Annotated in this window: 10 protein-coding genes; 1 reads left to right on the forward strand and 9 read right to left on the reverse strand. The window is 27.1% G+C overall.

From position 1 onward, the window contains the following. The 6 genes from Q0617_RS00045 to Q0617_RS00070 all read right to left on the reverse strand — a co-directional run. A partial coding sequence (locus Q0617_RS00045; protein WP_298749168.1) for a hypothetical protein occupies positions 1-710 on the reverse strand: 710 nt, incomplete at its 3' end. A 122-nt stretch (positions 711-832) separates the two neighbouring features. Next, a complete protein-coding gene (locus Q0617_RS00050; protein ID WP_298749170.1) occupies positions 833-1,642 on the reverse strand; it encodes a HAMP domain-containing sensor histidine kinase in 810 nt (269 codons plus the stop codon). Between the two features lie 2 nt (positions 1,643-1,644). Then, entirely contained in the window at positions 1,645-2,406 is a 762-nt protein-coding gene (locus Q0617_RS00055) for a WG repeat-containing protein (protein WP_298749171.1), read from the reverse strand. A gap of 12 nt (positions 2,407-2,418) precedes the next feature. After that, complete coding sequence (locus tag Q0617_RS00060) at positions 2,419-3,855, reverse strand: HlyD family type I secretion periplasmic adaptor subunit (RefSeq protein ID WP_298749172.1); 1,437 nt, start codon at positions 3,853-3,855, stop codon at positions 2,419-2,421. Then, positions 3,848-6,010, reverse strand: coding sequence for a type I secretion system permease/ATPase (locus tag Q0617_RS00065; RefSeq protein ID WP_298749173.1), 2,163 nt, complete (start codon positions 6,008-6,010; stop codon positions 3,848-3,850). Before Q0617_RS00065 ends, Q0617_RS00060 begins: the two co-directional genes overlap by 8 nt. A gap of 23 nt (positions 6,011-6,033) precedes the next feature. Further along, a complete protein-coding gene (locus Q0617_RS00070; RefSeq protein WP_298749174.1) occupies positions 6,034-8,373 on the reverse strand; it encodes a TolC family protein in 2,340 nt (779 codons plus the stop codon). A 91-nt stretch (positions 8,374-8,464) separates the two neighbouring features. On the opposite strand from Q0617_RS00070, the gene Q0617_RS00075 reads away from it, so the two are divergent. Beyond that, complete coding sequence (locus tag Q0617_RS00075; RefSeq protein WP_298749175.1) at positions 8,465-9,196, forward strand: response regulator transcription factor; 732 nt, start codon at positions 8,465-8,467, stop codon at positions 9,194-9,196. A gap of 12 nt (positions 9,197-9,208) precedes the next feature. Here the strand turns inward: Q0617_RS00075 and Q0617_RS00080 are convergent, their stop codons facing one another. The 3 genes from Q0617_RS00080 to Q0617_RS00090 form a co-directional block, all read right to left on the reverse strand. Next, positions 9,209-10,702 (reverse strand): TolC family protein, encoded by a 1,494-nt coding sequence (locus Q0617_RS00080; protein WP_298749176.1) that lies wholly within the window; start codon positions 10,700-10,702, stop codon positions 9,209-9,211. A 247-nt stretch (positions 10,703-10,949) separates the two neighbouring features. Continuing rightward, positions 10,950-13,409 carry an MMPL family transporter gene (locus Q0617_RS00085; RefSeq protein ID WP_298749177.1) on the reverse strand — a complete coding sequence of 820 codons (2,460 nt, stop codon included), beginning with the start codon at positions 13,407-13,409 and terminating at the stop codon, positions 10,950-10,952. 3 nt (positions 13,410-13,412) lie between these two features. Next, positions 13,413-14,000 (reverse strand): ABC transporter substrate-binding protein, encoded by a 588-nt coding sequence (locus Q0617_RS00090; protein WP_298749179.1) that lies wholly within the window; start codon positions 13,998-14,000, stop codon positions 13,413-13,415. Position 14,001: the final 1 nt, after the last annotated feature.

A 14,001-nucleotide genomic window follows, 5' to 3' on the forward strand; every position in this document is an offset into this window, starting at 1 on the left:
TATGTAACAGTTGCTCCATCTTCATTTCCTGTAATTGCTGATGTTAATGTTGCAACAACAACTCCAGTTGAAGCTGTAGGAGATGTAGGAGGTGTAGGATTTACAGGATCGGGTGTATTTTGGTCATCTGTACTATTAAATGAAGCTCTTGAACTTCTACTTCCCGTAGGTCTATCTGCTCTTCCTCCAAAAATTAAACCGCTATCTTCATTTCTAGCAAATGGAGTAGTAGATGAATCAGATACCACTTGTCCTGCAGCAGATGCACTTAATGCTTCAGTTAAAACACCAAAATCATCAATTAATACACCATTTGATTTATCTGCAGAAGCTAAATTTTGATCTAAAAGTTCACGTAAAGAAGCATAAACGTCATCACCTTTAAATTCAGGATTTAAAACAGTTTGTTGTAAATCATAAATCCCCTCAGCATCATTAATGATAGATAATACTGTTTTGGGTGCATCTGGATTTGAACTGTTTGCTTTAATTAGGTCAGCCATACCATTGAATACTAATTTAATAGGAGGTTCAGTTCCTAAAACAAGTTCTATTGAACTACCACCATTAATTAAATTTACTACATAATCAGAACCTGAAAAGTTATCAAAATAAAAGCCTTCCCCCTCTTTTGGGTCAAAAACCATATCTTTATCAACTTTTATTACCTCATAACTTCCATTTGGTTGTTTTAAAATAAGATTCATCATAACTAGATCCTTTTTTCGTGACTATTTTTCTTAATTATATGAAAAAAAAGTCTCTAAAAAGTCTCTATATTATAAAAAAGCAAGCTATTTTATAATTCTTTTTATTATTTTTATTTTGTGGATTATTTTTGATCTTTTTTGTAGGTAATTATTTTGAATTCTGCACCATTATTTGTATTGTTAACTAGAAGTTTTCCATGCATATTATTTTCTATAATCAGTTTTGACATAAAAAGTCCAATACCAGTACCGTTTTTCTTTCCATGGGTAAAAAAAGGTTTAAATATCTCTTCAAGTGGACTTACATCTATTCCACCAGCATTATCTTCAATATTTAATATAATCTCTTTTTCATACTCTTTTACTCTTATTATTATTTTTGGATTTTCTATTTTTCGTTGTATTAAGGCATCTTTTGCATTATTAAGTAGATTTATTAAAACCTGTGTATACTCATTTTTATAACCAAGTACTTTAGGGTTTTTACTTACAAATATTTCAAGTGAAATATTATTTGCTTTAAAGCTTCCACTCATTAGTTTATATGCTATGTTTATTTGTTCTAAGAGTTTAAATTCACTTATTTCTTTATTTGTAGCAAAGAAATTTCTAAAGTCATCTATTGTATTTGACATATATTTAGTTATGTCATTTAACTTTTCAATTGACTCTTTTATTTCATCTTGTTCGACTTTAACACCTAAATTTATTTTACCCTCAAGTGGGATGAATAAAGAAGACAATTCCATAAGTGGCTGCCTCCACTGATGAGAAATATTATTTAACATCTCTCCCAATGCAGCCATTTTATTTTGAGAAAACATTATTTTATCTTTTTCTCTATTTTTTTCTATCTCTTTGTTAATAATATTTTGTAACTCTTTATTCTTTTTTAAAAGTTCGTAGAACTTTGCTTCTTTTTCTTTATTCATAGTTACTCATTAAAATTTTGACCACTTGTAAAAGTTGGGTTTATAATCTCTTTTCCATCTTTACCTATATATCCAACTTTTTTGTCCAAAATAACTTTTGTAAAATCTGAATAAAAATTATTTACAAAATCATACTTTGGTTCAACTACAATTTCACATTTTTGATTTATAAAACCCCATTTATCGTCATTTATAACTCTTGCATATGAATTTATAAAAGGAAAAATTTCATCAAACTTCCCTTCAATCAGAACTTTCATTTTATTGGAAATACATCCCCATTTTTCATTTGAAAACTTTACAAAAGCAACATTATTTGAAAACTCTTTTGCATCTAAATATAATGGCTCTTGTATTATTTCAAACTTCTCATTTAAGTATCCATATTTATTATCTTTTTTGATAATAAAAAATCCATTATAAATAGTGGAAATAGATTCATAATCTGGATTTACCAAAAACTCATTTTTCTCATTTATAATTCCATACTTACCATCTTTTTTAACTATTGAAAAAAGTTTCCCATAGCTATTGTGAAGCCAATGAAAATTAAGAAGATGTAAATGTTCAGTATTGACATTTTTATCATCTGCACTATCTAAAACAGATATCTCTTCATAACTATTTTTTTGTATATCTGAATTTGAATTTTCATAAAACATATAATTGCCATCTTGGCTGACAACAATTGACTCATCTTTTGAGATACAACCATTAAATACAATAAGTAATAGAAGTAAGAAAATGGAAAAAAGTTTTTTCATAAAATCTCCTTTTTATCTTTCATGCATAGAGTTTTGTTTAGCTTTTAGAATTGGTTTTAATATAAAATCAAGTATTGTTTTCTTACCTGTAATAATATCAACAGAAGCCACCATACCTGGGATAATTGGAAGTTTCACACCATTTCTTTCTAAATAATTTTTTTCTGCTTTAACTAAAACTCTATAATAACTTTTACCCTCTTTTGATTCTTTATCAATAATACTATCTGCTGATATCTCTATGATTTGACCATCAAGCCCGCCATAAATAGAAAAGTCATATGCAGTTATTTTTATTATTGCTTTTTGACTTGGATTTATAAATGCAATATCTCTTGGATCAATTTTAGCTTCTACAACTAAAAGATTACTCTCTGGAACAATTTCTATTAAATCAACACCTGGTTGGACAACTCCCCCAATAGTATTATAATACAACTGTTTTACAATTCCATCAACAGGAGAGGTTATAGTTGTTTTTGCAACTTTATCTTTATCACCAACTAATCTTGCTTCAAACTTATTTATTTCACTTGCAGTTTTTTGAAGTGTATTAGAGGCTTCTGCTTTAAAAGAGTTTATTTTTTCTGCCATTCTGTTTTTTGCTTCAGAAATAGCAAGTTTTGACCTTTTTACAGATAATAAAGCAGCTTCTAAATCACCTGCAACTTTATTGAACTCTTTTTCAATATCAAGTAATTCATATTTTGACTTTACGCCTCTATTTACTAGTTGTTGTATAGTAACTCTTTGCTCTTTGATTAACTTATAACTCTTACTTAAGTTTTTGATAGTATTTTCTATCTCTTTTAACTCTTGTTCTTTTTGTCCAACTTGTGTCTCTAAAACTCTAACTGAAGACTTTAATTCATTGAATCTATTTATTAATAAAGTTTTTTCTAAAATATCATATCTTGATTTATCTTGGATAACTTCTTCGGGAAATGTTAGCTCTGGTAAATCTTTATTTAAATCAAGATTCGCTTCAATCATTAATCTCTCTTTAATAGCTAATAAACTTAAATACTCTTGCTTACTCTCTTCTAAAGTTGCTTGAAACCTTGTTGTATCAATTTTCATAATAGGGGCACCTTTTTTTACTATTTGCCCTTCTTTAACTAAGATTTCAGAGATTATCCCACCATCTAAGGATTGTACTTTTTGTATTTTATCAGTTGGTATTACTTTCCCATTACCTCTTGCTAACTCATCTAATTCTGCTACAGCTGCCCAAACTATTGCTATACTAACAAAAGATATAATAAATAAAAACAAAACATTTGATCTCTTACTTGGACTCTCATTTGCATTTGAATAACTTGTATAAATAAATTCTAAATCTTCGTTTTCATCACCTCTTAGACCATAAAGTTTTTTAAACCAGCCAAAAAAACCACTATTTTTCTCATTTGATTTTACTTCTTGTGGCGATTGCTTATTCTTATTCATTGTTGCCACCTTTATTTAATTTGTATAAATCTTCTTTGGGACCATCAAAAACTATTTTTCCATTATCTAATATAATTGCCCTATCAACAAGTTCTAATATTGATGTTTTGTGGGTAACTACAATAACAGTTTTATCTAAGATTATATTTTTTAACTTATCTATAAAAGCCTTTTCAGTTTGACTATCCATTGAGTTAGTAGGTTCATCAAGTATTAAATAATTTGGGTCAGAGATAAGTGCTCTTGCAAGTGTTACACTCTGTTTTTCACCACCACTTAATCCATCACCTCTTTCACCTACCATTAAATCAAAACCAGCTTCATGTTTTCCTAAAAACTCATCTAATCCAGCCACTTTTGATACTTGCAATAACTCTTCATCAGAGACATATTGTTCACCAATTGTGATATTGTCTTTTATTGTTCCCATAAACAGAAATGGCTCTTGAGGCACAACTCCAATGGAGCTTCTTAAATCAATAGGATCTATTTGTCGAACATCAACTCCATCAACTAAAACTGAACCATTTTTGGGCTCATATAAATTCATAATAAGTTTTAAAAGAGTAGATTTTCCAGTTCCTATTTTTCCTAAAATTGCAATTCTTTCTCCTCTTTTTATTGTCAGGTTTAGACTTTTTAAGATTTGATAATTACTCTCTTTATAAGAAAAATCTACATTTTTAAACTCTATATCTCCATTTAAATCTGGTCTACTAATATAATTTTTATTATCTTTTTCAACTGGCATTCTCATAATTTCATCTAAATTATTCAAGGAAAGCATAGTTTTATCATATCTAACTATTAAAGATACTAACTGAGAAACGGGAGCAATAGTTCTTCCATTTAACATCATGGCAGCAATAATCGCACCCATTGTAATATCACCTTTACTTGCCAAATAAACTCCACCTGCAACTATTGCTATGTTGGAAAACTGCGAAAGAAATGCAGTGAAAAAACTTATACTTTGAGATAAAAATTGTCCTTTATCTGCATAGTGTACTGTTTTTCCAACACTATGATCCCAGTTTGTTCTCATTCTGTTTTGTGCTTTTACACTCTTTATAATCTCTAATCCAGTAACTGTTTCTATTAGGGTTGTCTGTTTTATTTGCTCTTCTTTTACAGACCTTTCAATAATTGTTTTTAAAGGTCTTTGCATATACCAAGATAAAACTATTGATATAATAACTGTAGCAAGTGTAATTAAGACTAATGGTCCAGCAATATAAAATATAACAATTAAAAATAGTATTGCAAAAGGAAAATCAACTAAAGCTGCAATTGTTGCACTTGTAAAAAACTCTCTAACACTTTCAAAAGATTGTAATCTACTAACAAATTGTCCTGTTGAGGCTGGTTTTGAGTCAATTTTTATATTTAAGACATGGTTAAAAATTCTATTTGAAATAATGGTATCTGTTCTTTTACTTGCGATTCCTAAAAAATATGACCGTAAAATTTTCATAAGAAAATCAAATAACATCACAACACTAATACCAATAAAAAGTACCCACATTGTCTCAATTGCATTATTTGGAAGAACTCTATCATAAACATTCATTGTAAATAATGGAGTTGCTAGTATAAAAATATTTATAAATAGGGATACTATTATTACTTGATTGTAAATAGCTTTATTTCTAAATAAAGTTCCCCAAAACCACTCTTTAGGTGTCTCTACAAGAATCTCTTTATCTAACCTATTATTAAAGTTAAACTCTGGTTTTATGATTATTACTTCACCTGTAAATTCAGAGTTTAATTTATCCAAAGGAAGCTCAGTCTCACCAGAACTAACACCTGGAAGTATAACTTTTGCACTTGAATTTTCTACATCATAATCTAAAAGGACACAAGATCTATCTTTATCCAATAATAGAACAACTGGTAAGGCTAATTTTGTAAGTTTTTCAATACTTTCTCTTTCTACTATTTTTGTAGTAAGTCCTATTCTTTTAGAGGCCTTTATAAACATGGGTACATCAAAAGATCTATTGTGAATAGGTAGATTAAACTTTAATGAATCTGCAGAAGTTTCTCTTTTATGATATTTGGCTAAAAATAGCAAACACTCCAATAAAGTGTCAACTTCCCGTCTATCTTGCAAAGTATGTAAATCACGATTGTTGTTTTCTGTATTACTCAAGTTAGCCCTTTTTTGTAAATTTATTAATTATATTTTTTATATAACTCTTGGTGTTTTTTAACTCTATTTATAATTGGTTTATTTTTTAGAATCTCTTTACTGAACTTATTAATATCCTTTTTTGCGGCTTTAGAAGTTTTATAAATGCCATATATAACTTTTGCATATTTTTTATCTGCGCCAAATTCATAAACAAATGCATGGTCTATCAATTTATTATTTAAGACAAATTTTTGTGCTTTTTGCAGTGTATTAAAGGTAGCTAAATTAATAGTAAACTCATCTTTTGATGCAGCCAATAAAAAGTTTGTAGTTTTTGGTTTTTCAAAATCTTCTTTTGCAAGCTCATTTTTTAAAGCTTCTATATCTTTGTTTTCTAAGGGGTCATTATTTAAAAGTTGTTGTGCTTCAGCTACTAGTTGTTCCAAATCTTTTTTTTTAGACTCTTCTTCAATTGCTTCTTTTGTATTACTACTTACTAATTTATTTTTAGTCTCTTTTTTATTTGTCTGGCTAAGATTAGGTTCTATCTTTTCATTAGTTTTTTTTACTACTGTGTTTTCTTGGTCTTTTTTTATTTTACTTATAAATGGTCTATTTTTTAATATTTTTTCATTAAAGTTTTTCATATCTGATTTTGCATCGGAAAAACTTTTATAAACTCCATAAGCAACTCTAAAATTTATTTTATCTGTGCCATGTTTATATACAAAAGCCTTATTTGATAAATCATTTTTTGATAAAAAGTTTTGGGCTCTTTTCATTGAGGAAAAACTTGCTATGTTGATAGTATAGTTATTTTTTGATTCATCTATATCATCTTGTTTTAATTCTTCTGTTTTATTTTTATTGGCTAATTTATCTATTTTTTTTACTTCTTGTTTTTCTACTTTTGGCTTATTTTTTATAGGTTCAGTCTCTTTGTACTCTTCTTGGCTTAAATTAAAAGATTCTATCAATGAACTATCCATATCACTGATTAAATCGCTAAGTTCAGATTGAGTCTCTTTATTCTGTTTTTTTGCTGAAAACTCTATTATTCTAGGTTCTATCTCTTCACAGTTTTGATTTTTAGAAGAGAGTATACTCTCTGTCAAAGAAGAGAAGTTATATAACAATTCATAGTAATTATTTACTGCTATATATTCTAAATCTATCAAAGTTTTAATTGATTCAAAAAGTTCACTTTGAGCATTTAATATATCAATAAAAGTTCTTGTACCTGCTAAAAATTGATCTTTATATACATCTACAATATTTACATTTGCTTTTACATATTTTTCAATTTCAATCATTCTTGCTTGATATTTTTGATGTTTTCCATACAATGATTTTATCTGTGCAACTATTTCATTTGTAATATCATCTAAGATCTTTTTTTGTTCATTTAAAAAGATTCTTTCTTGTTCTGTAATAGTTTTATCTTTATTACCATTAAATAGATTCCAATTTAAATTTAATCTTGCATAAATGTTTTTAGTTGTTCCATCCTCTGTCAAATCTAAGTCTTCATCAATAGAAGCCTTAAGTTCAAGATTCAATTTTGGTAAAAACTCTCCTTTTACTTGAGCTATTTTTTCTCTTTGTGTTTTTATTTTTTCTATTTGTTCTTGGATTTTGTAGTTTTTTAGTATTGCAAGTTTTATCGCTTCTTCAACTGTTTTGGGAATTTTTGCGTCATCTATAACTGGTCTGCATGTTCTGCCTGTTGGTTTACTTCCTACATATCTTATATATGAAGCTATTGCAGTATCTTTTTTATCCTCTTCTTCTACATATCTATCAGCTACGAAATGCAGTTTTGATGCCACTTGATAAGTCTCTAATACTTCACCACTTATTTGTTCATTCTCTTTTGCGGTGTTCATATTCTCTTCATTTGTATCAACCATATTTTTAGTAAGTTTTAATTTTTCATCACTTTTTACTAATTCTGTATATATTTTTACAGCTTCAAATACTGTTGTTTCAATTGCATTAAAGCTTCTATATCTATTGGCTAACTCTTCATGTCTAGCTTGATTAACTTGCGCAGGAGTTATTCCTCCATCATAAAGGTATTGTCTAAAAGTAATTGCAGCGTTGTAACCATCTTTTCTACTCCATTCTCCATCTGTAGTTGAACTTTTTCTATCAAGACTCTCTTTGCCACTTTCTAAATATGTATCAAGATCTACTGTAGGAAGATAATTCCCCTCTGCATCATCAACATATTTTTTATACCCTTTTTGGTTTTGTAGTTCTGATAATACATATGGATTGTTAGTTATTACTTTTGAGATTGTATCTTTTAGGCTTACTGCATTTAGGTTTATTATTAAAGTAAAATAGATTATTATGGTTAAATAAAAATTTTTTCTCAATTTCTTTCCTAAAATATTCAAATATAAATTATTTTATTATATACTTATGTTCGTAAATATAGTTAATAGTATACCTAAAAAAGGTTAATAAATGATAAACGACCTGTCAGAAAAAAATAATAAATTGCTAAAAAATAAGATTTTAAAAGAGTTAAATTTATTATATATTGAAGATGAAGAGAATATTAGAATAAACATAATAAAAACTTTAAAGTTACTGGTAAATGATATTATCGACCTTCCAAGTACAGAAGGTGCCTTGGAGATTTTAAAAAATAAAAACATTAATTTAATTATTTGTGATATTAATCTTCCAAAACAAAATGGCATAAACTTTATAAAAGAGATTCGCCAGTTTGATCAAAAAATACCTGTAATTTTACTAAGTGCATCCACAGATAAAGAGTATTTACTTGAAGCTACTAGATTAAAACTTGTTGATTATTTAGTTAAGCCTATTGATTTTAATGTTTTACAAAATGCTTTACATAAAGTTGCAGATGAAATAATTGATGATGGGAAGTACCTTTTAAATTTTGAAAATGATATTTTTTATAATTTTATTGAAAAAAACCTATACAGAATAAATAAAGATAATAAGATTGCATTAACATCAAAAGAGATTGAATTATTGGAGTATCTAATAATTCATGACCAAAGAGTTGTCTCACATGAAGAGATAAAAGAATATATGTGGGAAGATGATGAGAATGCAACAGATTCTGCTTTAAAAAATCTTTTAAATAAATTACGAAAAAAAATAGGTAAAAATAGTATTAAAAACATATCAGGGTTTGGATATAAAATTCAATACTTTACCTAATAAAAACTACAATTAATTCTTTGAATCCATTGCTGTAATTGCAGTTTCAATCTCTGTCATACTAGTATCTTCCTTATGCGTTAAATTATAAGATTCAATTATTGGACTCTCTGTATTGTTAATTAAATCATTAAGTTCCAAATCCATATCTTTATGCTGTTTTTTTGCTTTAAACTCTATTGCTCTAGGTTCTATCTCTTCACAGTTTTGATTTTTTGAAGAGAGTATATTATCACTTAATGAAGAAAAATTATACAATAATTGATAATAATTATCTAATAAAATATATTCTAAATCAATCAATGTTTTTATTGATTCATATAGTTCACTTTGAGCATTTAATATATCTATAAATGTTCTAGTACCAGCCATAAATTGGTCTTTGTAAACATCTACTATATTTACATTTGCTTGTACATAGTTCTGAACTTCTATAACTCTTGCTGTGTATTTTAGATGTTTTCCATATAACGATTTAACCTGTGAGATTATTTCTCCTGTAATATCATCTAGATTCTTTTTTTGTTCATTTAAAAAAATTCTTTCTTGCTGTGTTGCATTATTATCTTTATTTCCATTGAATAAATTCCAATTAAAATTTAATCTTCCATAATAACTTTTTGTTTTCCCATTCTCTTCTAAATCTAAATCTTTATCTATAGAAGCTTTAAATTCAAGATTTAATTTAGGTAAAAACTCGCCTTTTGCTTGAGCAATTTTCTCCCTTTGAGCTTTTATTTTTTCAATTTGTTCTAAAATTTTATTATTATTCAAAACTGCAATTCTTATGGCCTCTTGTAATGTTTTTGGAATATTTGTTTCATCTATAACAGGTCTACAAGTTTTTCCTTCAGGCTCTATACCAACATATCTTATATAATTGGCTATTGCAGTATCTTTATTATCTTCTTCAACTAAATACCTATCAGCTACAAAATGAAGTTTAGATGATACTTGATATGTCTCTAAAACTTCTCCACTTATTTGCTCATTTTGTTTTGCAATATCCATGTTTTCTTCATTTGTCTCAACCATATTTCTTGTTAATCTAAGTTTTTCATCACTTTTTACCAAATTATTATATATTTGTATTGATTCTAATACTGTCTTTTGAATAGAATCAAAACTTCTATATCTATTGGACAAATCTTCATGTTTAGCTTGACGTACCTTTGAAGGAGTAATTCCCCCATCATAAATATATTGTCTTAATATTATTTCTGAATTGTATCCATCTACTCTTTCCCATTTACCATCAGTAGTACTAGTTTTACTATCTTGATTCTCTTTACCACTTTGAAGATATGCATTTAACTCAATTGTTGGCAAATAATTGCTTTTTGCATCGTCAACATATTTTCCATAACCTTTTTGGTGTAATAGTTCTGATTGAATAGTTGGATTATTAATCATTACTCTTGAAACTGTCTCTTTGAGGCTTACAGCATTTAAACTTAGTGTAGTAATCAAAAATAAACTAAAAGAAATAAAAGATTTATTTTTCAAAGTTTTTCCTTTGGATAATTGTCTCTTTAATAATAAAGTTTGTTATTATAATGATAAAACTTTTAAAAAGTAATTAATTGTATTTATAAAGTAACTTATAAGTTACGTAATTACTTACAAAAGTCCATTTATTGCTCTTTTTATATTTTAAATAACTTAGAAATTAATTTAATTATTTTAATGAATAAATAGAGATTTGTATTATAAAGAATAGAAGTATCAAATTTGTATCAGTTAAAATTAAAAACTATTTATTATAAGGTTTGAAGATTATTAATAGTCTTGGTAGTAATAATAAAGCAGAACTAAGTATTGTAATCATAACAATCACAGTTAAAATTCCAAAATATATTGTAGGTATCAAGTTGGATAAAACTAAGATTGAGAATCCAAGCACAACTGCTAGTGTAGTGTAATACATGGCATATCCAATACTAGAATGAGACCTTTTCATAGCCTGAACATAATCATGGTCTTTCCTATACTCTTCTTTAAAACGATGAATATAATGTATTGTATCATCCACTCCTATTCCTATGCTAATTGCAGCAATGGTAATAGTCATAATATCTAATGGGATTTCTAGCCATCCCATAATCCCAAATACTATTCCTATTGGTACAATGTTTGTAATAATCGCTATAAAAGCGATTTTCAATGACCTAAAAAGAATAATAAACATCAAAAGTAAAATGCCAACAACAAAACCTAAAGTTTTAATTTGTGAATCAAAAAGTGATTGGAGCATATTATTATACAGAACCATAAGATTTGTTAGTTTGTAACTTGCAACACTTGAAGGAACTATTTGAGCTAAATCGTTTTTGATTTTTAATAAGAAGTCATTTCTTCGTAAGTTTGGATTGGAATCTATAATTCTCACATTAAATCTTGCTTGATTATTCTCAATATTTATGTAAGGAGAGAGTATTAGATCTTTATATTTTGGAGGTAGTTTATTATATAAAAGTGCTAATTTAAAGCCATCTAAATTAACATCGTTATTTAATGTTTTACCTATTTTTAAAAGTGTTGCTAAAGATTGAACATTACCAACTGAATCTAAGCTTTCTAGATAATTATGAACCTTCATAATCAAATCCATTTTATCTTGAGTAAACCAGTATTGAGCATCGTTTGATGTTGCTTGAAACTCATCCTCAAAGGAAAACTCATCAGATGAAGATTCTTCTTTTTTATCTTTTTCTACTTTAAAATCTATAATTATATCTAAAGGTGTAGTCCCACCTAGTTTTTTATCAATTACTTCCATACCTTTATATATTTGTGTATCTTTTTTGAAATAATTTATAAATGAATTTTCTACTTTTAATTTCATAGTTCCTGATATACTAAACAGAATAATTATTCCTGTTGCGATAAAAATATACTTTGGTTTTTTTTCTACTATATATGAAGTTAAACTTGTCAATGAAGAGTTGTTTTGAAGCTGTTTATGTGGTCTTTTAATTTCACTCATTATCATAACAGCAGGGAATATAATAAAAGAAATAAGTAATGACATTGCAATACCTGCACTCATCATCCAACCTAAATTTATAACAGGATGAATTCCAGAAAAGACAAGTGATCCAAAACCTGCAATTGTAGTAATAATAGCAAAAAAAGATGGGTTTATTTTTGATAAAACTGTATTAATGACTAATTTATATTGAGAAGCATGTTTAAATTTTCCACTAAGTTCTCTATATCTTACAATCAAGTGTAAAACTATAGATATAGTAATGATAAGTTGAAGTGCTATAAAGTTTGATGATATAACAGTAATTTCCCAGGCAAACAATCCAAGTAATCCAGAAGTAGCAACTACAGAAAGTGTACAAATTAAGATGGGTAAAGTTATCCATACAACTTGTCTAAAGATTAGCCATAAAACTATGATTAAAATCAATACTAAGCTGGAACCATAAATTAGTAAATCATTTTTCACAAAAGTTATAATATCATCAGCAATCATTGTAACACCACCTAAAAACAGTGTTGCTTCATTTTCATACTTCTTAATAATAGCTCTTACTTTTAGTATATTTTGATGTTCTAATTCTCTTAATCTATCCCTATAAGTTTTGAACTCAGTTTTTAATGTTTCAAGTTGTTCTTCTTCAACTTTTGAAATAGAGCCATCTCTTTGCTTTTGTATTAAGCTATTTCTTTTTTCTATAAACTCAAAATATTTATTATCTCTTGCTAAGTTAATCACTAAAGAAGTTGTCTTAAAATCAGCACTAACAAGTGCATTTTTATATAAAGGACTAGTCAAGAACTCTTTTTTTGCAAGTTTTTTATCTACCTCTTTATCTTCTAAAAGATATACTTTATCAACTAAATCTTTTATCTGCCTAACAGGAGATTGCAGCATTGGTACAGTTAAAATTGAAGTTACTGATTCCACGCGAGAAAGGTTTTCCAAATCACTTGAAATAGCTTTGATTAAGTCAATAGTTTTTTGAGATAATAAGTCATCTTTTGGGGTAAGTGTTAAAACTAAGATGTCGCTATTATTGTATCTTTTATTTATTTGTCTTGTTAATTTTAAATCTTTGTCATTTTCTAACATGAGAGTTTGAGAAGAGGCATCAATTTCTAGCTTAGTAGAAAAATAACCTAAAACTGCAATAATTATAAACAATCCTAAAAGAACTCTTTTAGGACTGTTTATAATAAATCTATCAAAAAATGATTTCATAAACTACTTATTCGAACCGCTTAAACTAACCAATAAATCTTTAAAACTGTTGTTTTTCAAATATCCTGAAAATTGTTGTCTGTATGTTTGCATAATACTAACACCGATTATATTAACATCATATATAAGCCAATTTGTCTCTGTAGCTTTAAAAAACTTATACTCTATCTCATATTTATCATCTTTTCCTATTAGGTAAGTCAATAATTTAATTCTTTTAGGGTTTAGTTTTTGTAAATCATCTATCTCAATCTTTTGATTTGTATAAAGGTCTAGCTTATCAATATATGAATTTTTTAATTTCAGCTCAAAAAGTTTTGTGAACTCTTCTTTTTGTTTATTTGATAAATTTTTCCAATCACTTCCTAATGCAATCTGAGACATAACTTTATAATCAAAAACTTCATCCATAATAAAAAAAATCTTTTTTGTTTTTTCTAGTTTTGTTTGAGTTTTTTCTTGTAGTATTCCAATTACTGTATCAATTTTTGCTTGCATTATCTCTTTTATTTTAGACTCTTCAAGTGCAAACATATTATTTGAAAAAACAAATAATGAAATTAGTAAAAATAAAACCTTCTTCATATACATA

The sequence above is a fragment of the uncultured Arcobacter sp. genome, assembly GCF_937982575.1.
Lineage (GTDB): Bacteria > Campylobacterota > Campylobacteria > Campylobacterales > Arcobacteraceae > Arcobacter.